Genomic DNA, 24,564 nt, shown 5'->3' with positions numbered 1-24,564 from the left:
AATTATCTGATTAGTGATCCGTAAAAATAGTTTGCAGTATTAACCTCACCTTTAAATCCACCCTTTGTTAGATTTTCTGGGGATAAAAATGATGCTATTGAAGCTTGTTCAATGATATCCAGCAATGGTTTTAATTGAGGTCTATATTTGGTTCCTTTATCTGTTTCTACTCCGGTAATCGTATTATCCGGTACAAAAGTCACTTTATCACCTACAACAGTTACTTTATAATTGAAAAACCATTCTTCATTTGTACTGCCATTTTTAACCGTCATAACCAGGGTTGCAATCGGTTTTCCAACCAACATACCAAACCTCAACTCAAACTGATCTGCTACAGTAAGCGCGGCGCTTGCTGCTTTTACCGCTACAGCTGCAGCAGTATACGCGGTAGTAAATGTAGCGGATTGACTTATATCGCTTTTTGCTACGGTCATCTTACTATAAGTATTTCTGGCTAAGTTAGAAGCAAACGTTGTGGTACGACCAGTCTCTCTATCAAAAGAAGCCTTAACTTCGGCTTGTAGCTTTCTGAAATTGATGTTGTAAGCCATTTTAAAGTAGTTTACAATCATTTGTTCCTTTTGTCTTAATCTAGGTTTTCCTAAGTCACCTGCGGTATTTACATAAGCATCAAACCAATCCTGACCTTCTACCAACAGAAATGCAATCATTTCTACAAAATCCTCGTTGTCATTGCTTCTTGAGTATCTGGAAACAAAACCAAGTCTTTTCGCTTCATTGGCAGTATTTACGTTAGCGGTCCAGTTTGCTGCATATTCCGGAGATATTCTTGGGAAATCTTCAGGTATAGGTGAGTTTTGGTGAAGTATATGGCCAAACTCATGATGAATCGTATGCATCATTTGTTCTACATTGGCTGTATTTGACTTCTGAAAACTATTAATGATAAATAGATTAATTCTTCTACCTGCATCAGCAGTTCCAAGTGTAATGGTACCATCGTTATTGTACTCGGCACTTCCAATTAAAACAATTTGCTTAGGTACATAAGGCTTAATAAATTCTTTGCCGGCAACGGTTAAATAGGGGCTAAGCCAGATGGATTTTACGGTTTCCATGGCAGGGATAACTTTGCTCTCCAGTGGCGGGACTAAGTCCTTAGCCAGAGACACCTGATAGCGGTCCCAGCGATATAAAACTTCAATATTGAATGGATCAAGATATTCCCTTTTCAACCAGTCATCGGTTGGTCCACTTTTAAAAGAATCTATGTTGAAGTTGTCCATATTGGCGTTAAGTGGGCCATCTTTTTTACAAGATGCCAGCGCCAGACACAGAATAGCTATATAGTTTATCAATCTTTTCATTTGAAAATATATTTTTTTAATGTTTATTTTAGGTCTGGCTGGTTTAACGTGGATTTTGTGTTACTCCCGAAAGGACAACTTCTTTAGGTAACTGGAACAGTCTACGAGGATCAGTAGGAGTCAGCTCAACAGTTTTCTCTTTTCCGTTAATATCCAATATGTTGTGTTTCACCGTCATTTTATGTCTTAAAATGTCAAACCAACGCATACCTTCGGTAATGAATTCCATTTTCTTAAAATCAAGAATCCCTTTGATCAATACCTCTTTTTCATTGGTACTTCTGTAAAAACCTTTAAGTTTATCCAATGTTAAAGCATCAGTTGCAGGATTAAAATTCACAATTCTGGTACTGATAAAACTGTTAAGGTCTTTTAAAGCCAGTTCTGTACTTCCTAGCTCCACATAAGCTTCAGCTCTGTTTAATAAAGCCTCATCAGTAGTAAAGGCGGGTAGAATGGTATAACCAATACCCGAGCTTGAATTTACACTCGTAAGCGAGAAGTGTTCTTTCCATTTAGCCATGGTATAATGTGGTGCACCACCAAACGAGTATAGCTTATGTGCCCATACTCTGCCGGTAGCATTACTGCGGTTAAAGATCTCATCCGCCAATTTCTGACCGAAACCAAATCTTTGTGAGCCTCTTCTTGCCCACCATGAAACTGTTTCTATTAGTAGTAGGTTAGATTTTTCGGTAGTTTGTGAAAACCTGGCGCGCAAATCCTGTGGGGTTAATGCAAAATATTCTGTACTCCATGGGCGTAAGCTTGTCTCTACAGTTTCACCGGTAAAAACATTCTCTGCATGGTCTACAACTTTATTGTAATCGCCCTTGAAAAGATAGAAACGGGTAGCGAATGCATTTGCTGCGGCAATGTTAAAGTGGTATTTCTGCACTTTGTAAGCTGTGTTTTTGATCAATGGCAAGCCTTCTTCTAAATCACGTTGTATTTGCTCATAAACAGATTTTACCGTTCCTCTGTCGTATTTCTGAAAAACCACGGTTTCTGGAGCAGTAACATAAGGTACACCTGGAGCATCGTTTGCGCCATTGATGTCATATGCCGTTGCATATAGGGTTACCAACATAAAATGTGCATAAGCGCGGGCAACTAAAGCTTCTCCTCTATAAGGACGAATCTTAGGATCGTTCATGTTTTTGTCGACATAACTTAATGCCTCATTTGCTGCTGCAATAGCCGTATAGCATGCATTCCAGTAAAAGTCTGTAGAACCCTGCGCTCGGTCTCTTACTTCCTGCCACATATAAGGATCTGTATTGGTCGGGTCTTCTGTACCTTCACTCGGACCTTTGTCTTCTGCTGCATCAGAAGCTGGTTCTGTAAAACTGATGTATTCTGCTTTAGGGTAGGCAGAGGTTAATAGTTCGGCTACTTTTTCAACGGAGTTCAATTCCGAACGCATATCAGGAACTGTGTCCAGGTATTTCTCGCAACCTGTGGTAGAAAGCGCAAGTGTTGCAAGCAGTATATATTTTAAGTTTTTGTTTAAATTCATGTTAATCTGTGTTTAGAAACCTAATTTTAATGAAACCGTAAATTGACGCGGAACAGGAAGCGATACTCCACCTGAAGTATAGAACTCAGGATCTTGTCCATTTAAGCGTTTATCAGCATATAATAAGGCGATGTTGTTTCCTACAACACTAACTGAAGCGTTGTTTGCGCCAATTTTTCCAGAGATAAGCTTTGGTAGATTGTAGCTAAGCATAATTTGCTTAAGGCGGATAAAACCTCCATCAGCTACTCTTACATCAGTGTAATTGTATACATTATAAGGATAATCAGACCCCAGATTACTGTTTACAAATTTATCCGCAATACTTGGGATGTTGGTTTTAAGCTCATCTCCCGGTTGCATCCATCTGCCAACAAAATCGTTAGACATAGAAGAAAGGTCGTTATAGCCTGCAGAGAAGGCGGGGTTTAACCTGATTTTATTTCCTGCACTAAAGGTTAATAAAGCGCTTAAAGAGAAACTCTTGTAAGAAAAGGTGTTGAAAAAACCACCATTCATCAGGGGATCTGTTGGGCCTTCATATTTCAGGTGAGAAATATTATCATCCTGCAAATAAACATTGCTTACATGACGTTCGCCATTTACACCAACAAATGTAGGGGTACCTGTTTGTGGATTTAATCCATCAAATTGAACAGAGAACAATCCTCTTTGTGGATAACCTTCCAATGCATCACCACCTGCAGCGATGAGGTTCCAAACCAATGGAACACTTTCCAGTTTGGTTATTTTACCTTTATGATAACCGAAATTCAATTGAGAACGCCATTTTAATCCGGTTCCGTTCAAAATCTGACCTGCTGTTGTTACCTCAATACCTCTAGATTTCATGTCGGCATAGTTGGCATATTTTATAAACTGACCACCGATACCTGATGTTCTTACTGCACCAATCAGATCGTAACCATTTCTTTTGTAAAGGTCTACCGTAAGACTTAAACGGTCTTTCAAAAAGCCCATATCAAATCCGATATTGGTTTCCAATTGTTTTTCCCAGGTAAGCTCTGAATTTTTAAGTCCTCCAATAACCAATGCAGTTTCAATATCACTTAAAAACGGTCTTTTTGTGCTTTGGTTATTCAGGATCAAACTTGCATTTGTTGCAGGGCCCATGCTGGCTGTTAAACCGTAAGTTCCCCTTATTGTAGCTCTACTCAGTACATCTTGTTTTTCAAAGAAACTTTCCTGATCCATGTTCCATGCACCACTGATGTTCCATGTTGGTAACCATCTGGCTGTAGTTGTACCACCCAGTAAGTTCGAGCCATCATACCTCATGGTACCGTTGATGCTATACTTGCCTTTATAAGAGTAAGCCACTCTACCCAGATAAGAAAGGTATCTTTCTTTCATCGTATTCATGTTGTAATAGAAAAAGTTACTTTCTACACTTTTCTTAAAATAGTCTGGGTCGATAAACGGTACACCACCACGATCGTATTGATAACCTACTCCATCAAATGCGCGACGTTGTCTGTCTGTAAAGCGCATTTCTGTTGATAAGAATGCATTTAGCAAATGGTCACCATTGTATTCTTTATTCCATTCCAAAGAGTTTCTCATGTAATAGTTTTCCATATTGTCGCTGTTTACATTGTAAAAGCCACCTGCAGGTAATATTACTCTTGGCAAAGCATTTGGATTATCCGGATCCTTATAAAGGAATTTATTGTTATTGATTACGTAAGAATCACCAGCCGCTCTATAGGCCATTGGCATATTAGAATTGTCATTAATTCGGTGCTCATTATCGCTTTTTACATAGCGGTAAGCTGCATCAAATGAATACTTTAAGCCATTGATAATTTTGTACTTTAAACCACCCTGAATTTTAAAATCTATCATTTTAAGCTGCATGGTGTTGTTTTCAAGCTCATGCAAGATATTGAAAGGAGCAAAGTTTTGTACAAAGAACTCTTTATTCCCCTGTTCGTCGAAAGCAGCAAGCGTACGACTGGTATTTAGGGCATAAGTGAATGGATTGATGTCAAATTCTCTGGTAAACTGACCGCTAACGGCACTGCTTCTTCTTCCTAGTGAACCCGGTGTAAATTGGTTACGGATTGATCCTTGGGTAATTAACTCAATGCTTAGTTTATTAGATAAGTCAAAGTTACCCCTTACATTTCCTGTAAATCTTTCTACGCTGTTTCCAATGGTCCAGCCATTATCACCTAGGTAACTGGTAGATATATAGAATTTAGATTTATCCGTTCCACTGATTACGCTTAGTGCATGTTCCTGCATAAATGAATTTTTAAACAACAGGTCAAACCAATCTGTATTACCGTTGGCATATCTCGTTAAAAACTCTTTTCTGCTAGGCGCATCATTTCTTAAATTGAATTGATCAGTCGCCCCATCATACTGGTACATTTCATTGTACATTTTGTAAAATACACCACCACTTGCACCTCTCGAAACCTCTGAGTGGTTTAACCAGCCTTTGTTCATCATTTCTGCAAACACCGACATCTGATCAGCTGAGTTCATGATGTCATACTCATTATAAGAAGGTTTTAAGTAGGTCGTAAAGTTTCCTGTATAAGAAAGCACAGGCTTACCATCTGTCTTTTTACCTTTTTTAGTCGTCACAACAATTACCCCATTCATTGCACGGGCACCATACATTGCTGTCGCCGAGGCATCTTTTAATATTTCAAAGCTTTCGATGTCATCGGGATTTAGTCCGGCTACAGAAGATCCGACTAATGTACTTGGATCACCGGTAGAAAGTTGTTCATTGGAAATGTTCACCACGTCTTCTAATATGATACCATCTACCACCCATAATGGTTTATTTTCTCCATTGATGGAAGTTGCACCTCTTACCCTGATTTTTGGTGCGGCTCCGAAAGTACCAGAAACATTTTGTACAGAAACACCAGCAACACGCCCCTCCAACATCCTACTTACATCGGGAACACCGGCACGCTCAGCCTCTGATGCTTTAATTTTTGCAGATGCTCCTGTAAAAAGTCTTTTATTCAGATCCTGGTATCCTGTCATTACAATGTTCACCTCGTTCAGACTGCTGGTTTGTAAAGTCAATCGAATGACTTTCAAATCCCTTGCAGCCTTGATTTCCTGATTTTCAAAACCGATATAAGAGACTACTAAAGTAGCGTTCTCATCTACACTGGCTAATACGAAATCACCGTTGGCATTTGTTTTTGTTACTTGAGACGAACCTTTTACGGCAATTGTAGCGCCGGGTAAACCTTCATTATTTTCATTTACTACTTTTCCTTTTACATCAATTGTAGCGAAACGATTAATCACGCGATCAATAAAAGAGCTCTCCTTCTCTTTTATGACCACTGTTTTTTTCTCTATCGTGTAGTTTAGGTTTTTTCCTTTCAACAATTCATCCATTACTTTTTCAAGCGGGGTATTGTTGAATTTTACATCTATACGCTCTGTGCTTTTGATCTTTTTTGAAATCAACAATACATCATAGCCAGTTTGTTTTCTGATTTCTCTAAATACCTCATCAAAAGATACTTTGTTTTGGTTCATGGTTAGCTTTTGGGCGAAGGAGGCCGCGCTAACCTGCAGTAGGGTAGTAATTAATAAGAAGGCGGTTAACCTCATTATTAATAGTGATTTGTGTATGCAGCGCAATTGCCTGCATAAAATTTTGGCATAAATTTTATACATGGGTTTCTATTAGGGTGTTGTTTGTTTTATTTTTTCAATACAATGATTTTATTCCCTTCAACTTCAAAGTTTACGGCTTCTGTAAGTTCTAAAAGGTTTAATACATCGCCTATGTTGCTGAAACGGCTCAATGAACCATAAACATTTCTATTCTTAATGTTCGGGTCTTTATAGTCAATAGTTACGTTGTACCAACGGGCAATTTTATTCATCGCTTGTTCTAATGTCTCATTGTTGAATCTGAAATAGCCATTTTTCCAGGCTATAGCATCTTCAGTGTTTACCTGGTCCACATAGATTTTATTTGCTTTTATATAAGCTTGCTCGCCCGGCTTAATGATTACCCCGGTTTCATTTTTGTTTGATGAAAAGCCAATTGCAACAGATCCTTCTAATAAAGTTGTTTTGGTGTTTCCATCTTCTTTATAAGAATTGACATTAAAATGGGTACCCAGAACTTTGATTTCCTGGTCGGCTGTACGGACTATAAAAGGATGTGAACTGTCCTTTGATACTTCAAAGTATGCTTCTCCATTAAGCTCAACTTTTCGTTCATTAAGTGAGGCAAAAGAAGCCGGATAGCTAAGAGAAGAAGCTGCGTTAAGATATACCTTAGTTTGATCGGGTAGGGTAATGGTATAGGTTTCACCTTTAGCGGTAGCGAGTGTATTTATTTTATCCTTTGCTGAAGCCGTACCCTTTGTTTCATATAGAATCTGGCCATCTTTAGTTTTGGTAATTCGAACGCCCTCTTCATTGGCTAATTCTCCTTTGGTAGCGGCATCTAGTCTGATTTTACGACCGTCAGCTAAGGTTAGTACAGCCCCATTCCCGCCTGGTTTTATATTTTCCAAATAAGCAGTTTGTCTCATTTCATCAGCTTGTTTGGCGGAGTAATAGAATACACCCATTCCAATAACCAAAGCAAATGAAGCGGCAACAGCAATGCGAGGCCACATTTTAATGCTGTGAGGTTTTGAAATCTGCAGGTTAGCTTCAGTTGTTATATTTTTAAATATGCGCTCCGCTAAGTCTTCCTGGTTTTTGTCAGTAGCTACGTTTTGCTCCAAACTTTCGTAAGTAGCATACCAATCGTTAAATTCTTCCATTTCCTGTTCGGAGATGGTTCCCTTAACGATTTTATCGGAAAGCATATTTATTTTATGTTCGTCCATTTTTAGGGCAGTTTAGAACATAGTCCCACGAGTACTGCTATACCCTACCTTTTATTTTAAAATATTTTGATTTTTTTGAACAGGAGTTCCGGACAAGGCAGCTTTCAATTGAGGAAGAGTATAAATATCAGGGATAAACCCAGTTTGGTTTTTAAAACTTTTAGGGCTTGTGTGACATGCTTTTCTACCGCTTTTTCAGAGATACCCAATTCAGCAGCGATCTTTTTATTGGTGTAATTCTCATCTCTACTCATGTTAAAAACCAATTTACATTTTGGAGGTAAAGTGTCTATAATTTTACTTAAACGGCCTTGAAGTTCTTCTAAGTCGTATTGGTTCCAATCGTAATTTTGGTTTTGAAAGTTCTCCAATTCAGCTTCAGTTCCAAGTTGTTGTTCAATAATAGATCTTTTAAAACGTTTAGCTCTTCTTTTAATCACCTGGAATTTTATAGCTACGGCCAGATAGTTCTCGAAATTAACTTTAAGCTGAAAGGATTCTCTATTTTTCCAGAGATTCAAAAAGATATCCTGAACGGCTTCTTCTGCTTCAGCCGGATCATTTAATCGCTTCGAGGCGACAAAATAAAGTTTACTCCAAAAGCGGTCGTAGATAATTTTAAACACGGTTTCATTGCCATGCCTTAAAAGGTCTGCCAGTTCCTGATCAGAAAGTGAAGCATAGCTTGCCATTTTTTATCCCTAAAGCTGCAAGTTTACAGAAATTTAATAGTTTTTTAAAACGGAGGATCGATCTTATACTCAACATTTTGCTGTGGTAAGACCAATAAGTTGTATCATTGCCAAAAAAACAGACCATGATTAGATTGAATAGTGAAACACCATCAGAAGTACTTCAGGAAGTTAAGAAGGGAGACCTGGTAACGGATACTTTTAGCAAGACTGGCCTGGTTGAAAGTATTGAGACTTCTGATGATGGTTTATACCGGATTTATACCTTTCATTTGGTTACCGGCCGAACCATTGTCATTAAGCGATAGGCATAAGGATAAGCTTAAGGGCTAAGCCATAGCAACTGGATAATTTTTGATAGCTATCTAATTATAAAAGATATGTAGATATATTTGGCGGATGAAAGATGGGGCAGATCTGATATGGTTAAAATTTAAGGAAGGTGATGAGGAAGCTTTTTTGGAGCTCTATCGCATGCATTATCTAGGCCTTATCAATTACGGAATAAAACTTACCGGAGATAGAGAAATTGCCAACGAATGCTTAACCAATATGTTAATGCAGTTGTGGGACAGTCGATTAAAGCTGCCAGAAGTAACCAATGTTCGTGCCTATCTGATTACCTGTCTTAAGCGTGTTGCATTCTCCCATTTTAAATCTGTACAAACAAGGAGAATCAAGGAAGGGAAAGCTGTTGATCTGATGGAAGAGGGGCTTAGTCAGGCTGATTATTTTGATGCCATCCAAAATAATTCGATACTTCGTTCGGCCTTGCTCAAAGCTATGGAGGTGTTAACTGAAAGGGAAAAGGAATTGATTAAACTCAAGTTTTTTGATGATCTGGACTATGATGAAATCGCCGAAAAATGCGGTATCACCAAAAGGACTGCTTATAATATCACTCACGATGCCATAAAAAAACTTCGGGAGAGTTTAAAGGAAAAAAATGGTGAAGATTATTACAGTCTACTCTGCATTGTGATCTTTTTAACACTTTATTTGAAATAATTTTAATTTTTGTAGTAAAAAGGAAATGGTTTATTCCTCTATAGCTAAATTTTAATAAATGGACCATTTAGCTTACGACATAGAGGACTTTTTATGTGATGTCTCTTTCCAGCGTTATTGTTTGGGGAATGACGATGCCGATGTTGTTTATTGGAGCAGATGGATTGCAGCTCATCCAGAAAAAAGGCCTCAATTAGAAAAGGCCAAAAAGTTGTATTTCGAATTAAATGGGGATATTACTGATCAACACTTTAGTGCGGATTATGCTGTATTTAAGGAAGCCTTCTCAAAGAGACAGGTTGGTTACATAGAGGAGGAGGATAGCCATGAACCAGCAAAAGTAAAGCTGTGGTCGAAGATCATTGTTGCGGCTTCAATCGTATTTGCAATTGGTGCCGGACTTTGGTTTTATCAAACTGCTCTTCATAAGGGAGGGGAAGCCACAATCGCGTTTTCGACCAATGATATTAAGCCCGGAAAAAATATAGCGATAATGACACTGGGTAATGGGCAAGCCATTAATCTAAGTGAGGCAAAGCGGGGAGTAGTGATTGATGCCGCTAAGCTGAGTTACAGTGATGGAAGTAGTCTGGAGCATTTATCTGAAGGAAATACAATAAACAATCTTGAGAAAATTATGATATCCACTCCACGTGGAGGGCAATACCAGGTGGAACTACCCGACGGAACTAAGGTTTGGCTCAATGCGGCTTCTTCTATTAGTTTTCCGGCTTCTTTTTCTGGGTTAAGCCGACGAATGGTTGAATTGAGTGGCGAGGCTTATTTCGAAGTGACTAAAACAAAGATAAAACATATACCTTTTGTGGTAACTAGTAATGGACAGGAAGTAGAGGTTTTAGGTACGCATTTTAATATCAATGCTTATGCAGATGAAGGTAGCGTAAAGACAACCTTATTAGAAGGTTTAGTGCGTGTAAGTAAGAAAGTTGTAATTCATCCTGGCGAACAGGCACAGTTTGCTAATGGGCAGATTAGTACCAGTAAAGTTGATGTAGGGGAGGTGATGTCCTGGAAAGAAGGCTATTTTCAATTTAATAATGCAGATATAAAGGCCATCATGCGACAAATTTCAAGATGGTATGATGTGGATGTGCGTTATGAAGGGCTTACACCTGAACTGGCATTTTCGGGGGAAATTCAAAAGGACCTTAGCATAGCTCGGGTGCTTAAAATACTAAACAAAAGTGGAGTTCATTTTAGAATAGCAGGAAGGGAGGTGATTGTTATGCCATAAAATCTACTTTCTTATTACAAGTAAATACCCTAAAAAAAAACCAGAAGTGCTCGATACACTCCTGGTTCCGTTTCCTGATTAATCAGTAAAGGTATCTGGGTCTACTGTACAATTTTCGTCAACCATATTATCAACCCAAACTAAACAAATGTATGATTTTTTTTAAGTCTGGCGTATGCTGTGAAAACAGTCGCCATAAGGAGGCGTATTATACCTCTCCGAATCTAAATACTGATAATCAGAACCAGTTTTGGAGTGTTCTGCTCCGATTTCCAAAACAAGTATTATCAGCTAAACTAGTACTGATTATGAAATTGACTTTTTTCTTAACCGCATTGATGGTGATGAATGTTTCTGCGAGCAGTTATTCACAAACGGTTACTTTTACAGGGAAAAATGTGCCTCTGGAAAAGGTTTTTACAGCCATAAAAAAACAAACAGGATACGTCTTCTTTTACAATTTTAAATTGCTCGACCAGGCAAAACCGGTAACACTCGATGTATCCGTTGTACAGTTATCTGAAGTGTTGAAGACCTGTTTTAAAAATCAATCGCTGGATTATAGTATAGAAGATAAGACTATTGTAATTACGCAAAGAATTTCTTCTGCCGGAGCGGGTTTAAATACCCAGATTAAAGTAGCACCTCCAAAAACTATTAAGGGTAGGGTTGTGGATACTAAAGGGAAACCATTGCCAGGTGCCACTGTGAAAATCAAGAATACGAATAAGGTGGTGCAGACGAATGCACAGGGCGAATTCGAACTGAAAGATACGGAAGATAAGGTGCTCCTTTATGTTTCATTTATTGGTTATAAACCTCAGGAAGTTATAGGGAGGAGTTCTGACGCAGTTACGATTATCCTTGAAGATGTTGAAGGATCCTTAAATCAGGTTGTTGTAGTTGCTTATGGTACTTCTAAAGTAAAAGACGTAACCGGATCTGTATCACATCTTGGTACTGCTGAGATTGCAAATGCACCAATGGGGGCGAGTGTTCAGAGCCTGTTACAAGGTAAGGCTGCGGGGGTAAATGTAATGATCCAATCGGCATCACCATCATCACCTGTTTCTGTAATTATCCGTGGTGCATCTTCACTGTCTGGCAATAATCAACCCCTTTGGGTAATTGATGGTGTTCCGGATTATTCAAATACATCCTTTGAAAAAGATGGAAGAATTAATAGTTCTATATCTGGAAATATTGCAAACAAGTTGTATAACCTTAATTTAAATGATGTTGAATCTATCGACATATTAAAGGATGCCTCAGCTACCGCTATTTATGGTTCACGTGGTGCTGCAGGTGTGGTACTCGTTACCACCAAGCATGGCCGTGAAGGAATGAAACCTACCATTGAATTCTCCACCCGCTATGGTAAACAGTTTATCGATAAAAGTAAAATAGGGGTATTGGTTGCTGATGAATACATTAACCTATCTAAAGCTTCTGTTAGAGAGGCTGTAATGACGGTAGGTGGTTTAGACTACTTTACCAGACAATTTATTGATGAAGCTAAATTCAATAATAAGTTTAAGAATACCAGTCATTTAACTAAAGGCTGGATTACCGATGACTTGTTTAGATCGGATGCTTATTTGAGTGGGAATACCGATTGGTGGGACTTAATGACGAGAAATGAAGCAACTCAAGATTATTCATTGTCTTTAAGAGGTGGAACCAAGCAGTCCAGTTATTACACCTCTGTATTTATGAAAGATCAGGATGGAGTAGTAATTGGGGGGAATAGTAAGACTTACGGTATGCGTTTTAATTTTGAATCTTCAGTCAGAGATATACTTAAGCTAGGCATAAATATCAATGCAAATGCGAGAAGTATAAATAATAAGGATGCGATGTTGGGTGTAATTCTGAAAATGCGCCCAGATTTTCCTGCTTATAATCCTGATGGTAGTATCAATAAGATCTCTACTTATACGAAGAATCCTTTGTTAGAGCTTCAAGATAGAAATGAGGGGAAAGGGAAATCTGGCGCAGTGTCGATGTTTCTTGAGTATGATATTAGGAAGGGGCTAAAATTAAGAACAACCGGTACTGCAGACTACTCGACCAACAAAACCGATGTTTTTAGAAAAACTGCATACGATGGTAATTTGAACTCCAGAACTATTGATCAAAGTGAAAATACGGTATTGGTTTGGGAGAATACGCTGAATTATTTTAAAACCTTCGGTAAGCATGATATCAATGCTTTAGCGGGTTTCTCCATGGAACAAAATGATAGCGAGGGTTTCTCCGCTATAGGTACTAATTTCCCAGATGAGGAGGTGCTTATTGATTTAGGTAGTGCTGCCATAAAATCGAGTATCAGAAGTTCGCTTTATTCAAACTCATTGGTGTCTGGATTTGCTCGCCTAAACTATAAGTTTAACAATAGATATTTGATTACCGGAACGGTGCGTAAAGATGGCTCATCGCGTTTCGGGCTAGACAGACGGTGGGGGTTTTTCCCATCAGCGGCGCTAGGATGGATCATTACTGAGGAAGCTTTTGCTAAGCCTTACAGCCATATATTTTCTTATTTAAAGCTACGTGGTTCGATAGGTAAAACAGGTTCTCAGAATTTGGGTAATTACGCCTGGCAAACATTGATGGGCGCTAGAATTTACAATGGATTGCCAGGGATAGTCCCTTCTACACTGGGGAATGACATCCTTCAGTGGGAATCACAAAATCAAATAGATCTCGGCCTTGATTATGGATTGCTAAATGATCGGATCAGAGGTTCGTTCGGTTGGTACCAGAAAAAAGTAAGTAACCTATTGTATTCGGATCCAGTACCTACATCTTCAGCATTTAGTACGGTTACACAAAATATTGGAAGTCTTAAAAATCAAGGGTTGGAATTTGATGTAAAGGGGGATGTACTGAGTTCGGCGAATCTTACCTGGACGCTTGATTTAAACGTTGGCCATAATGTAGGTCGTTTGGAAAAATTAAACAGTAGTGCTAAATTTTATGGTGGTACTGCTAATGAATATTTTAGGGTAGATGTTGGTGGTAAATTAGGAGACTTCTATGGCTATAAATATGCTGGTAAATTATTCCGTACGCAGGAAGAAATTATTGCCTTAAAACCATTATTGCCAACCGGTTATCAGGATGTTTATCGTGATGCTTACGAAAATCCGGGTGATTTATATCTAATGGATTTGAATAAAGACGGTAAAGTTACGGTAGATGACAGGACTAATTTAGGAAATGCTAACCCTGATATCTATGGTGGCTTTGGTTCTACAGTGATCTGGAAAGATTTCTATTTCAACGCAACTTTTTCTTACGCTTTGGGTGGGAAAAGAATATTTGATTTAGAAAAATCCACTTCCGGCGATATGAATGTTTATAATGTACCTAGTATGGCACTAGATTCCTGGACCATGAAGGGGGAAGACGGTACTTTGCCGCGTCTAACTTATTACGGTAGAGGTGCTAATAACATTATGAGCGATAGGTATTTGCATGATGCCTCATATTTGCGCTTAAGTGCATTGAATGTTTCTTATCGATTGCCGAAAAAATTAATGAATGACAGGATGTTTAAAACGGTTGAGTTTTCATTCCAGGCGGCTAATCTATTTACAATTACGAAATACCCAGGTTTTGATCCGCAGGGAAACTTTAGCGCTTCTAGTACCGCTTTTATGAGTATGGGAGTTGATTATAGCACTTATCCACAGGCCAGAACATTTACGTTTGGTTTGAAATTTATCCTTAACTAAAATTTAATATTATACTGATGAAGAAAGTTAAATTGTATACGCTTTTAGCAGGATTAATCCTTTTTGCTTCGTGTAAAAAGTTCCTGGATAAGCAGCCTCCACATAATCTTACGCTGGACAATGCCGTGACTGATTATGCTGGTGCCAAAAATGTATTGAATGGCATGTACGGTACAGTGCAGAATCAAAATTTAGGGGGGAATTTGATGGTTCCGCTATCGGCAATGGCCGGATTTTATACCGGAGACTTCGCGATAAACTATAACATGGCGACAAGACAAGGGGACAAGGACTATGGTGATCGCTGGATAGGCATGTATGCGGCAATAAACGCAGCCAATGCTGCTATTATTGCCATTTCGGCACTTAGTGATGATCAGTTTCCTGCTGGATTGCCCAGCAAAAAGAATATGGTTGCCGAAGCGCGCTTATACCGAGCCTGGAACTATAGCTGGTTGTTGTGGACCAGATGCCATTGGTGGTCGGCACCGGAGAATCCGAATGGATTGATTTACCGGGATAAAATGGCCAACCTTTCTAATCTTCAGGTTGCCCGACTTACGGTAGGAGCGTCTTATGATAAAATATTTGAGGATATTGACGATGCGATAGCTAATGCTCCGAGCTATACGAGTTCCAAGTACTTATCAAAGGAAATGGCAATGGTGTTGAAAGCTAAGCTCCTATTGTATCGCGGTAAGGGAAACGACTACACAGAGGCCTTAAAATTGGTGCAGGCTCTAAAACCAAAAGCTTTTATAGAACCGAATGTAAAGAAGTTGTATGAGGATGCCTGGGATTCAAAAGAAGTCCTTTGGAGCAGGTATCTGGAGTCGCCAGGAAGAACGCTATCTGAATTTGCTTATTCTTATGGGATCGTCTATAACCATAAATTCAATCTCGAATTTGCCACCGGCTGGTTAGTATTTGATCCAAGGTACCCTGAGGTAACAGGTATTGTCAGGTCGCCAGAATCCTGGGATGATCGAACCTTTCCTGCATTCACCAAATTGGCACACCGCGGCAGGGTAACTGGACCGGAGGATAAATACGCTACCTATTATTTCCGTTGGTCTGAGCTATACTTAATGGAAGCAGAATTGATTGCCAGAACCGGTGGCACAGTAACAGATGCTTTAAAACCAATAAATGCCATGCGTGCGGCTAAAACAAGTGTGGTGTTGCCGGCACTTACAGCTTCTTCTTTAAATGAGTTTTACGATGTGTTATTCAAAGAAATCTGGGTGGAGCTGGCTTTAGAAAATGGTAGTGAGTGGTTTGCTTCTTTAAGGTTTATGAAGGATGGAAAGCCTTGGGTTTACAGCCTAAAAAAGGATGTAAACTTTGATGAGAATAAATACATCTGGCCAATACCAGATGCAGAGATCATCAGTAACAAATTAGCCACTCAAAATCCAGACTTAAAATAATTTTAATGAATATGAAAAAATCTATTTATACGTTAATGGGCGGATTGCTCTTGTTAGCTGCATCCTGCGCTGATAAACATGACTTGCTGGTACCTGAAACAAATGACATCACATTCAATGAGCTAAAACTGAATGATTTTTCATTCGTTGTCCCTGATGCTGGATTCAAGTCTGGAATAGTAAACTTTAATACTAAAAAAAATACTGATGGCTCATTTTCAGGTTTTGCCTATTCCAATAGGAATAATCGGTCCTTTACCTGGACAAATACCCAGGCGGCCATAGATACCAATAGATTTAGCGTGTTCACGGCAAAGTATAACCGTACGGAAGCATTTGCTGTGGCCTCTGTGAAGGATGATGATGCTTTCTTTACTTTAAATACGCCATCTGTGATCGAACATATTCTGGTTGCCAACACTACCTATGGTTATTTACCTATGAAATATGGTGATGTTTATGGGACTGTTGCTGTACCTGAGGTTAATCCGAACATAAAGGGAGCACCTAAGGGCATATGGTATGCCAATGTACCTGGGGGAGTCAAGAAGATGGTTGATGCAAATAAGGACTATTTTAAAATTATTGCTATAGGTTATAAAGGCGGAGTTCAAACCGGGACTAAGGAATTTTTCCTTTGCTCCATGACCTATGATCCGCTTCATCCAACGCAAAGCTATCTGTTAAACGATTGGTATAAATGCGATTTAACTTCATTGGGACAGGTAGATAAGGTGGTCTTTCATTTAGCCTCATCTGATAACGTAGCGGGTGTAATGAGAACGCCATCCTACTTTTGTATGGACGGTATAAGAATTAAAAATTAATCAATAAATTATATAAAACAATGAAAAGAATAATTGTATCCCTGTTGTTATCAGCTCCATTTATGGTGTTGGCACAGGAAACTCCTTACCAGATTAAGGGACAAGTTGGTAAACTAAGTGCTCCGGCAAAGGTTTTTTTAACCTATCGCTTTGATGGCAATACGGTAACAGATTCTGCGGCGCTAAAGAATGGTATGTTTGAGTTTAAAGGTGCTGTACAAGGGCCATTGCAAGTTCGGTTATTGCTTGATCGCGAAGGAAAAGGCTTACGTTCAGCATTCAAAAGTAATGATGTTTTGCCGATTTATTCAGATAAATTGGTGATGGTGAATGCATCAGATTCTCTTAAAAATGGAAAGATCAGCGGATCTAAAATTAATGAGGAAAATGCTGCTTATGTAAAAATGTTAGCAGCTCCACAAGCTATAATGACCGGATTGGATGCCCAATGGGCGGCGGCATCTGCTGATAAAAAACAAGACCTAGCTTTTAGGAAAAGCTTGCAGGATCAAAATAAGCCTGCTCAAGAGGAAAAAGTGAAACTGCAAAAAGCATATATTAAAGCTAATCCGAACTCTTACTTTAGTCTTCAGGCTTTAAAGGAAATCGCTGGAAGTAAAATGGACTTAGCTGTAATCGAGCCAATGTTTAATGGACTTGCACCGGCAGTAAGGAATTCGGCTTCTGGGAAAGCTTTAGCAAAACAGATGGAAACGACTAAGTTAACTACTGTGGGCTCCATGTCACTGGATTTTACACAGAATGATGTAAATGATAAGCCGGTTAAACTTTCTGATTTCCGTGGGAAATATGTATTGCTTGATTTCTGGGCTTCATGGTGTGGTCCTTGTCGTGCCGAAAACCCGAATGTAGTATCGGCTTTTCATAAATTTAAAGATAAAAACTTCACTGTACTAGGTGTTTCTTTAGATAACCCAGGCAGAAAAGCAGATTGGCTGAAAGCAATTGAAACTGATAAGTTAGAATGGACTCAACTGAGTGATTTGCAAGGATGGAAAAATGCTGCATCAGTCCTTTATGGTGTTAGAGGGATTCCTCAGAATTATTTAATCGGCCCAGATGGGAAGATTGTTGCGAGTAACTTGAGAGGGGAAGAACTTCATAAAAAATTAGAAGCATTACTTTCTAAATAAACGGTAATCATACCTATGAATAACATCAAAACGGGACATTCTGCTCAACAGCATGTCCCGTTTTGTTTATATCACCCATTTTTCACAGTCTTTCAAAAACATAGGATCGGCATCGGCGCCAATTCCAGGCGTATCCGGCACATCAAGGATGTAGCCGTTATAGGTTAGACCGCCAACGATGGGATCTATAAGGTGCCCCAAAAGGCAGCTGTCAAGATCGTGAAAAACCACATTTGGACTGGCCAGCGCAAAATGTAGATTGGCTGTTACGGCAAGCCTACTTTCCAGCATACCACCTATCATACACTTAATGCCAGTTTGTAGTGCAACCTCATGAATTTTTTGCGCTCCTAAAATCCCCCCTGATTTGCAAAATTTAATATTGAGGTAATCGCATGATTTGCTGTTGATCAGTTTTCTGGCATCATGGTGGTTATAGCAGCTCTCATCGGCCATGATTTTAATGGGCGAATTTAGACTGAGTTCTGGCAGTCGATCATCATACCAGGTCCGCATGGGTTGTTCACAAAATTGAATGTTTAGCGGAGCCATTTCACCTAATGCAAAAAGCGCATCATCAAAATCCCAGCCCTGGTTGGCATCTAGTCTTAAGATCATGTGCTCACCTACTGCCTTTCTGATTTGTTTTACACGGTCAATGTCGTCATGTACATTTTTTCCGAGTTTTATTTTTATCATCCTACAACCTTGCTGCTGATATTTTAAGGCTAAAATTGCCATGTTTTCAGGACTGCCAATGCCAATGGTCATATCGGTTTCGATGCTGTGTTTTTGTCCGCCTAAAAACTGATATAAGGGTAGGTTTTTATTTTTTGCAGAAATATCAAACAAAGCCATATCAAAAGCACTTTTAATGGTATTGTTATGATCAATATAGCCCAACAAGTCATTCATCCTTTCGGGGATATCAAGCGGATCTTTACCGAGAAGGATCTTCGCAAGGTCTTTGGCTACAGCCAGACAGGTTTCCTGGGTTTCGCCAACAATCATTGGAAATGCCGAACATTCCCCTACACCATAAATACCCGCATCAGTATATATTCTGATGAACACATTTTGTGCAAAGTGCATGGTCCCTGTTGCAATCACAAATGGCTCAATAGGGATGCTAAAACGGTAAATTTCGGTGTGGGTAATCTTCATTTTTATGGCTTTGTTGGATTAATTGATAGCTTTATGGTTTCAAATTCGGTACTATTTATCTCATAATACATAATTCAATCTCATGTCTAATATAAATAAAGAATCCAATAATTTAATCCATGCATCATCGCCATATTTACTGCAACATGCTTATAATCCGGTAAATTGGTATGAATGGGGAACTGAAGCTTTGCAAAAAGCAAAGGATGAAAACAAATTGATATTGGTGAGCATCGGTTATTCGGCTTGCCATTGGTGCCATGTAATGGAACATGAGAGTTTTGAAAATCATGAAGTCGCAGAGGTGATGAATCGCGATTATGTTTGCATCAAAGTGGATAGGGAAGAACGGCCTGATATTGATCAGATTTATATGTTGGCCATACAATTGATGACAGGAAGTGGTGGCTGGCCTTTAAACTGTATTTGCTTGCCTGATCAGCAACCTATATATGGTGGTACTTATTTTAAAAAGGAAGACTGGATAAATGTATTGTCGAGTGTGGCAAATATGTGGGCCAATGAACCGGATAAAGCCATACAATATGCCGATAGGTTAACTGATGGCATTAAAAATGCAGAGAAAATTATTCCAAATATCAAAGTTGATGACTATACCACAACGCATCTAACGGAGATTATAGAACCTTGGAAAAGGTATTTTGATATTGCAGAGGGTGGATATAATCGTGCACCAAAATTCCCGCTGCCTAATAACTGGCAGTTTATGTTGCGCTACAGCCACCTGATGGAAGATGATGGTACCCATGTTTTGGCCTTGCTTACCCTCGAGAAAATGGCGATGGGTGGTATTTATGATCATATAGGTGGGGGCTTTGCTCGCTATTCTGTTGATGGTGCATGGCATGTTCCTCATTTTGAGAAAATGTTATATGACAATGGTCAATTGATCAGCTTATACGCGGAGGCGCATCAGTATTCGAAATCCATGCTGTTTAAAGAGATCGCCGAAGAAACGATTGTCTGGCTGGAAAGAGAAATGACATCGCCGGAAGGGCTCTTCTATTCTGCGCTGGATGCCGATAGTGAAGGAGTAGAAGGCAAGTTCTATGTATGGGATAAAGCAGAATTTGATGCTGTGCTTGGCGCTGATGCCGTTTTACTTGCTGATTATTTTAATGTGACTGAGGAAGGGAATTGGGAAGAAGAGCAGACAAATATTTTACTCAGGAAATTTACGGTAGAGGATTATGCTGAGGTTAAAGGCGTTTCGATTATCATCTTGATAGAGAAAATAAAAGAGGCGAAGCTAAAGTTGCTTCAGGAACGTAGCAAAAGGGTAAGACCAGGATTGGATGATAAGTGTTTAACGGCCTGGAATGCGATGGCGATTAAAGGTCTGGCAGAGAGTGCCGGAATATTCGGTAATCCTCATTATTATGGACTTGCAAAAAGAGCGGCTTCATTCATCCTCGCAAATTTAAGGAAGCTTGATGGCGGTTTGTACCGCAATTATAAAAACGGTAAGGCAACTATTGCAGGTTTCTTAGATGATTATGCATTCTTTATAGAAGCCTTAATCACGTTGTACCAATATGATTTTGATGCAGGTTGGTTATTGGAGGCAAAGCGCTTAACGGATTATGTATTGGCAAATTTTGAAGATGTCGACAGTCCGATGTTGTTTTATACATCTGGAACAGGGGAGGTTTTAATCGCCCGTAAACACGAGATTATGGACAATGTAATTCCTGCTTCTAACTCAGTAATGGCGCAAAACCTGCACAAGCTGGGCTTATTTTTTGATCATGATATCTATACGCTTAAGGCAGAAGGTATGCTGGCTGCGGTTCTCCCTCAAATTAAGACTTATGGCTCTGCTTACTCCAACTGGGCCATCCAGGTTTTGGAAGAAGTATTTGGTATAAATGAAATCGCGTTGACGGGTAAGGATTTCGAAAAAGTAAAAATGGAGCTGGATAAACATTACATTCCTAATAAAATTACATTAGGGGGAACAAATTCTGAACTTCCTTTGTTAAAAGATAAGGAAAGCAACGAAACAAAAATCTATATTTGCCGAAATAAAGTATGCCAGTTGCCAGTAGCTACTGTTGATGAAGCATTAAAATTGATAAATTAAAAAACATCACAATGAGTATTAAACCCAATACAGTAGTATCATTAACGTACGAATTGCATACGACTAATGAAGAAGGACAACAAGTTTTTGTAGAAAAAACGGATAAAGAAAATCCATTAGTTTTTTTATATGGTACAGGAATGATGCTTCCAAAATTTGAAGAGCATTTGGCTGGTTTAAATGTTGGCGATTCTTATGGTTTCGAACTTTCTGCAGCTGATGGCTACGGAGAAATTGATCCGGGAGCATTTGCTGACTTGCCAATCGATATGTTTAAAGAAGCTGGTTTACCTGCTGTTGGTGATGTAATTCCTTTACAAGATAACCAAGGAAATCATTTCAGAGCTGGTGTTACAGCTATCCATGAAACTGTGGTTAACGTTGATTTGAATCACCCTATGGCTGGTAAAGACCTGATTTTTGCAGGTGAGATATTGGCAGTACGTGAAGCTACTCAAGATGAATTAGCTCACGGTCATGCACATGGCGCTGACGGCCATTCTGGTCACTAAATAGCATTACATTTTTCGCAAATGCCGTAAGCAATAGAGCTTACGGTTTTTGCGGTAAATCCTTTCGGCATCTTAATTCTTGGCGCCTCTACTTCTAAGCAGTAAATCTTATTGCAATTTGTACAGTTGAAATGTACGTGTTCATCATGGTGGTGATCTTCTGAGCAGGAAGAGGTACAGACCGCATAATTGGCGGTTCCATTCATATCCATAATCCTGTGTAGGATTCCCTTCTCCTGATAAGTATTTAATATCCGGTACAACGTTACCCGATCAATCTCCTTACCTAGTTTTTTCTCCAGGTCGGGTTGTGAAATGGCTACTGAATCTAAAGCAATCTCTTCTAAAACGCGCACTCTTTGTTTGGTGTGTTTTAAATCATGCTCTTTTAATATGCTTACCGGATTGATATTCATGGTTATATTATTTTAGCGGCAATCAATGCAATAGGCGGATTGTCCATCGCATTGCCTGAGTTTAACTTTAACGTCCCCTTGATCGTTACCGTTTTGTACGTAAACTTGATAGGCTCTGTCATTTCTACCAGCACCATAATAGGTACACCATTTTTTCCGCAATAAAAACACTGATTGATAGGAAGGGTAGATAGCATAAACTTAGTTTGCTTCATTCCATCTTTAATCGGTACAATGTAGCCTTCTAGTTCAAATGGTTTATTGGCGTACTTTTTTATTTCAGGTGAAAAAATGGCCTGCATTTCGGTGTCCTTAACAATTTTAAAGTCTACGCCGCCTACAACATCCCAGTTATCCGAGTTAATCTGATCGTTAGGATTGTGTTGTGCTTTAACGGCAAAGCCTGTAAAAAGTAAAACCACCAATATCATTCTCTTCATCATCATTGTATCTATTTTATAATAAATTTCTAGTTCTTAGCTAATATCTTCGAAATGTTAGACCTGTAAGCCTGTATCGCAGGGATTATAGCAGCAAATATACCAATAGCAAGCCCGGCAACAAATAGGTATATTTCATTGTAAAGTAAAACAAAGCCACTTAGCTGGGCCTGACTGCTCTCTTGATTGCTGCCAATAAACTCTAATACCAAATGTCCCAGTAATATCCCAATGATGGTACCTGCTAAAGTGAGCATAATACCTTCGGCAATAACGATGAGGAATAATTTTGTTCTTGAAGCACCTAGCGTACGCATAATGGCCAGGTCATAATTGCGCTCTTTTAAAGAGTTATAAAGGTTTACGAATACACTGATGGCTGCAATGAACATAATGAGTATAGCGAACCACTGAAGCGTGTCTACCCCCACGCCAATTAGCGAGAAAAGGCGTGTGCTTTCTTGTGCAGGAGAAGCAGCTTGCATATTTGTGGTTTCGTTTACAAGCCTTGGGAACATGGCTACTGACATGGGCGACCGATATTGAATCAATAGGGAAGTCAACTCGCGCGATTGATCATTTGAGTGATCGTCGGCCTCATGGTCATGTCCTTCGTGTGCTTTGTGATCATGTGCTTCGTGTTCATGCGCCTCTTTTGCATCATGGTCATGGTCTTCATGTTCATCATGCATTTTCCAAACACTGGCTACATTGGTCAGGATCAGGTTATCGGTTACATTTCCCTGTGGGGTCAGAATGCCGGATACAACATAAGGATGGCTCTTGTGTACATCACTGCTACTTGATAAACCATGTGCACCATAAAAAGTATCTCCAATTTTCAAGTTTTGGTTTTTAGCAACTGTAGCACCAATAGCCGCTTCAAAATCTTTTTGCCAGAACTTTCCCTGAGCCGTTTTTAATTGATAAAGACTTACAAAATTGCTGTCGGTACCAACGATGCGTGTACCGTTGTAATTGTCGCCTAAAGCTAAGGGTACAGCGCGCTTTACAAAAGGACTACGGGCCAGCTCCATCGCTTCTTTTAATGGGATGTTTCCAGTTGGAAAATCTATATAGTAAATACTGCTTAAAATTAATTGCAGCGGACTGCCCTTGGCACCTACCACCAAATCGATATCTTTTGAGTTGTTGTCTAATTTTTCACTAATCTGAGTAGATGCCAGTAGTAGAATGGTTAAAATTCCCGTTCCAAAGGCAATCAGCATAATGTTTAATGCCGAAGAAAGGGGCTTAGACCATAAGCTTTTCCAGCTGATTTTTAATGGGCTCATGCTAATTCGTAAGTATTTGTAAATGCATCTTTAACTCTTTTGTCGTGGGTAGCAACGACCAATGTGGCCTGGTTAATACCTGATTGCTGAAGTAAAAGCTCCAATACCGCTGCCGCATTTTTATCGTCCAGACTGGATGTAGGCTCATCTGCGATCAGCAGTTCAGGTTTATTAATTACCGCTCGTGCAATAGAAACACGTTGTAGTTGCCCCTGACTAAGCTCATTTGGGTAAGCTTTTTTCTTGTTTGCAATACCCAATGAGGTTAAAACCTCATTTACCCGGTCTAAATCAGTTGGTAGTCCTGCGAAACTTTGTGCAAGTACCAGGTTGTCTGTAATACTTAAACTTTTGATCAAATGAGGACGCTGAAATATAATCCCAATATTTCGCCCTCTAAACTGATCTAGCGCTTTAGAAGATAATCCATAAATGGAAGTTTCATTAATCCGGACTTCTCCAGCCGAAGGTTTAAGTATACCCGTTAGTACGTGTAGGAGGGTAGTCTTTCCACTGCCCGACTCACCTAACAACAACCATTGGTCGCCATGGTTGATCTGCCAGTCTTTAAACGCAATGCGATGCCCACCAGGATACTCGTGGGAAACGGATTTTAATGAAATCATAATGTTATTTATTGATATGGCTACTTGTACATTTTACAGCATGTTTTGTGCTGTCTACCTTACCGTGCTTGCAACCTGGGTTGATCATGCTTACAAATACTAATAGCGCGCCTAATAATAATTTCTTGTTCATACGATGTGTGTTCTACACAAAAATAGTATATGCAATTTAATTGCATATACTATTCATGTAAA

At 39.2% G+C, this 24,564-nt stretch carries 19 protein-coding genes; 9 read left to right on the top strand and 10 right to left on the bottom strand.

Annotation, left to right across the window (positions count from 1 at the left end; all coding sequences use genetic code 11):
* Positions 1–2: 2 nt before the first annotated feature.
* From FBD94_RS10080 to FBD94_RS10060, 5 genes are all read right to left on the bottom strand, one after another.
* On the bottom strand, positions 3–1,331 hold the full coding sequence (locus tag FBD94_RS10080; protein WP_131611155.1) for a zinc-binding metallopeptidase: 1,329 nt from the start codon (positions 1,329–1,331) through the stop codon (positions 3–5).
* A gap of 43 nt (positions 1,332–1,374) precedes the next feature.
* Positions 1,375–2,850, bottom strand: coding sequence for a RagB/SusD family nutrient uptake outer membrane protein (locus tag FBD94_RS10075; protein WP_136880119.1), 1,476 nt, complete (start codon positions 2,848–2,850; stop codon positions 1,375–1,377).
* Between the two features lie 12 nt (positions 2,851–2,862).
* A complete protein-coding gene (locus FBD94_RS10070; RefSeq protein WP_136880118.1) occupies positions 2,863–6,465 on the bottom strand; it encodes a SusC/RagA family TonB-linked outer membrane protein in 3,603 nt (1,200 codons plus the stop codon).
* A gap of 92 nt (positions 6,466–6,557) precedes the next feature.
* Positions 6,558–7,706 carry a FecR family protein gene (locus FBD94_RS10065; RefSeq protein ID WP_136880117.1) on the bottom strand — a complete coding sequence of 383 codons (1,149 nt, stop codon included), beginning with the start codon at positions 7,704–7,706 and terminating at the stop codon, positions 6,558–6,560.
* 104 nt (positions 7,707–7,810) lie between these two features.
* Positions 7,811–8,398 (bottom strand): RNA polymerase sigma-70 factor, encoded by a 588-nt coding sequence (locus tag FBD94_RS10060; protein WP_131611151.1) that lies wholly within the window; start codon positions 8,396–8,398, stop codon positions 7,811–7,813.
* Between the two features lie 125 nt (positions 8,399–8,523).
* Between FBD94_RS10060 and FBD94_RS10055 the strand changes: the two genes are divergently transcribed.
* The 7 genes from FBD94_RS10055 to FBD94_RS10025 all read left to right on the top strand — a co-directional run bounded on the left by FBD94_RS10055 (position 8,524) and on the right by FBD94_RS10025 (position 17,812).
* On the top strand, positions 8,524–8,706 hold the full coding sequence (locus tag FBD94_RS10055; protein WP_090780399.1) for a hypothetical protein: 183 nt from the start codon (positions 8,524–8,526) through the stop codon (positions 8,704–8,706).
* A 91-nt stretch (positions 8,707–8,797) separates the two neighbouring features.
* Complete coding sequence (locus FBD94_RS10050; protein WP_136880116.1) at positions 8,798–9,406, top strand: RNA polymerase sigma factor; 609 nt, start codon at positions 8,798–8,800, stop codon at positions 9,404–9,406.
* 58 nt (positions 9,407–9,464) lie between these two features.
* The gene (locus tag FBD94_RS10045) at positions 9,465–10,661 is read left to right on the top strand and encodes a FecR family protein (RefSeq protein WP_136880115.1); all 1,197 of its coding nucleotides are present in this window, start codon (positions 9,465–9,467) and stop codon (positions 10,659–10,661) included.
* Between the two features lie 308 nt (positions 10,662–10,969).
* Positions 10,970–14,401, top strand: coding sequence for a TonB-dependent receptor (locus tag FBD94_RS10040; protein WP_205945866.1), 3,432 nt, complete (start codon positions 10,970–10,972; stop codon positions 14,399–14,401).
* 17 nt (positions 14,402–14,418) lie between these two features.
* Entirely contained in the window at positions 14,419–15,831 is a 1,413-nt protein-coding gene (locus FBD94_RS10035) for a RagB/SusD family nutrient uptake outer membrane protein (RefSeq protein ID WP_131611147.1), read from the top strand.
* 11 nt (positions 15,832–15,842) lie between these two features.
* Positions 15,843–16,658: a DUF4465 domain-containing protein gene (locus FBD94_RS10030; RefSeq protein WP_205945865.1), complete on the top strand. Its 816-nt coding sequence runs from the start codon at positions 15,843–15,845 to the stop codon at positions 16,656–16,658.
* A 20-nt stretch (positions 16,659–16,678) separates the two neighbouring features.
* The gene (locus FBD94_RS10025) at positions 16,679–17,812 is read left to right on the top strand and encodes a TlpA disulfide reductase family protein (RefSeq protein WP_131611145.1); all 1,134 of its coding nucleotides are present in this window, start codon (positions 16,679–16,681) and stop codon (positions 17,810–17,812) included.
* A gap of 66 nt (positions 17,813–17,878) precedes the next feature.
* Here the strand turns inward: FBD94_RS10025 and FBD94_RS10020 are convergent, their stop codons facing one another.
* Positions 17,879–18,976, bottom strand: coding sequence for a mandelate racemase/muconate lactonizing enzyme family protein (locus FBD94_RS10020; RefSeq protein ID WP_131611144.1), 1,098 nt, complete (start codon positions 18,974–18,976; stop codon positions 17,879–17,881).
* 82 nt (positions 18,977–19,058) lie between these two features.
* On the opposite strand from FBD94_RS10020, the gene FBD94_RS10015 reads away from it, so the two are divergent.
* Together FBD94_RS10015 and FBD94_RS10010 are read left to right on the top strand one after the other, a co-directional pair.
* Positions 19,059–21,080 (top strand): thioredoxin domain-containing protein, encoded by a 2,022-nt coding sequence (locus FBD94_RS10015; RefSeq protein ID WP_136880113.1) that lies wholly within the window; start codon positions 19,059–19,061, stop codon positions 21,078–21,080.
* An 11-nt stretch (positions 21,081–21,091) separates the two neighbouring features.
* Positions 21,092–21,592: an FKBP-type peptidyl-prolyl cis-trans isomerase gene (locus FBD94_RS10010; RefSeq protein WP_131611142.1), complete on the top strand. Its 501-nt coding sequence runs from the start codon at positions 21,092–21,094 to the stop codon at positions 21,590–21,592.
* On the opposite strand, the gene FBD94_RS10005 is transcribed toward FBD94_RS10010, so the two are convergent.
* Genes FBD94_RS10005 through FBD94_RS09990 form a run of 4 tightly spaced genes read right to left on the bottom strand, consistent with a single transcriptional unit; the run spans position 21,589 to position 24,369 of the window.
* Positions 21,589–22,008: a Fur family transcriptional regulator gene (locus FBD94_RS10005; protein ID WP_090780106.1), complete on the bottom strand. Its 420-nt coding sequence runs from the start codon at positions 22,006–22,008 to the stop codon at positions 21,589–21,591. The genes FBD94_RS10010 and FBD94_RS10005 overlap by 4 nt on opposite strands.
* A gap of 2 nt (positions 22,009–22,010) precedes the next feature.
* On the bottom strand, positions 22,011–22,454 hold the full coding sequence (locus FBD94_RS10000; RefSeq protein WP_136880112.1) for a hypothetical protein: 444 nt from the start codon (positions 22,452–22,454) through the stop codon (positions 22,011–22,013).
* Positions 22,455–22,477: 23 nt separating this feature from the next.
* A complete protein-coding gene (locus FBD94_RS09995) occupies positions 22,478–23,743 on the bottom strand; it encodes an ABC transporter permease (protein WP_136880111.1) in 1,266 nt (421 codons plus the stop codon).
* Positions 23,740–24,369, bottom strand: a complete 630-nt coding sequence (locus FBD94_RS09990) for an ABC transporter ATP-binding protein (RefSeq protein WP_131611139.1) — start codon at positions 24,367–24,369, stop codon at positions 23,740–23,742. Before FBD94_RS09990 ends, FBD94_RS09995 begins: the two co-directional genes overlap by 4 nt.
* Between the last annotated feature and the right edge of the window lie 195 nt (positions 24,370–24,564).

The organism is Pedobacter hiemivivus, from assembly GCF_005144565.1.
Taxonomy (GTDB): domain Bacteria; phylum Bacteroidota; class Bacteroidia; order Sphingobacteriales; family Sphingobacteriaceae; genus Pedobacter; species Pedobacter hiemivivus.
The sequence above is the reverse complement of the archived record's forward strand: the minus strand, read 5'-3'. Positions and strand labels throughout refer to the sequence as shown.

Excerpts from the sequence above, each read along its gene's own strand:
- FBD94_RS10080 (WP_131611155.1), bottom strand. The coding sequence starts at position 1,331 with ATGAAAAGATTGATAAACTATATAGCTATTCTGTGTCTGGCGCTGGCA.
- FBD94_RS10075 (WP_136880119.1), bottom strand. The coding sequence starts at position 2,850 with ATGAATTTAAACAAAAACTTAAAATATATACTGCTTGCAACACTTGCG.
- FBD94_RS10070 (WP_136880118.1), bottom strand. The coding sequence starts at position 6,465 with ATGAGGTTAACCGCCTTCTTATTAATTACTACCCTACTGCAGGTTAGC.
- FBD94_RS10065 (WP_136880117.1), bottom strand. The coding sequence starts at position 7,706 with ATGGACGAACATAAAATAAATATGCTTTCCGATAAAATCGTTAAGGGA.
- FBD94_RS10060 (WP_131611151.1), bottom strand. The coding sequence starts at position 8,398 with ATGGCAAGCTATGCTTCACTTTCTGATCAGGAACTGGCAGACCTTTTA.
- FBD94_RS10055 (WP_090780399.1), top strand. The coding sequence starts at position 8,524 with ATGATTAGATTGAATAGTGAAACACCATCAGAAGTACTTCAGGAAGTT.
- FBD94_RS10050 (WP_136880116.1), top strand. The coding sequence starts at position 8,798 with ATGAAAGATGGGGCAGATCTGATATGGTTAAAATTTAAGGAAGGTGAT.
- FBD94_RS10045 (WP_136880115.1), top strand. The coding sequence starts at position 9,465 with ATGGACCATTTAGCTTACGACATAGAGGACTTTTTATGTGATGTCTCT.
- FBD94_RS10040 (WP_205945866.1), top strand. The coding sequence starts at position 10,970 with ATGAAATTGACTTTTTTCTTAACCGCATTGATGGTGATGAATGTTTCT.
- FBD94_RS10035 (WP_131611147.1), top strand. The coding sequence starts at position 14,419 with ATGAAGAAAGTTAAATTGTATACGCTTTTAGCAGGATTAATCCTTTTT.
- FBD94_RS10030 (WP_205945865.1), top strand. The coding sequence starts at position 15,843 with ATGAAAAAATCTATTTATACGTTAATGGGCGGATTGCTCTTGTTAGCT.
- FBD94_RS10025 (WP_131611145.1), top strand. The coding sequence starts at position 16,679 with ATGAAAAGAATAATTGTATCCCTGTTGTTATCAGCTCCATTTATGGTG.
- FBD94_RS10020 (WP_131611144.1), bottom strand. The coding sequence starts at position 18,976 with ATGAAGATTACCCACACCGAAATTTACCGTTTTAGCATCCCTATTGAG.
- FBD94_RS10015 (WP_136880113.1), top strand. The coding sequence starts at position 19,059 with ATGTCTAATATAAATAAAGAATCCAATAATTTAATCCATGCATCATCG.
- FBD94_RS10010 (WP_131611142.1), top strand. The coding sequence starts at position 21,092 with ATGAGTATTAAACCCAATACAGTAGTATCATTAACGTACGAATTGCAT.
- FBD94_RS10005 (WP_090780106.1), bottom strand. The coding sequence starts at position 22,008 with ATGAATATCAATCCGGTAAGCATATTAAAAGAGCATGATTTAAAACAC.
- FBD94_RS10000 (WP_136880112.1), bottom strand. The coding sequence starts at position 22,454 with ATGATGATGAAGAGAATGATATTGGTGGTTTTACTTTTTACAGGCTTT.
- FBD94_RS09995 (WP_136880111.1), bottom strand. The coding sequence starts at position 23,743 with ATGAGCCCATTAAAAATCAGCTGGAAAAGCTTATGGTCTAAGCCCCTT.
- FBD94_RS09990 (WP_131611139.1), bottom strand. The coding sequence starts at position 24,369 with ATGATTTCATTAAAATCCGTTTCCCACGAGTATCCTGGTGGGCATCGC.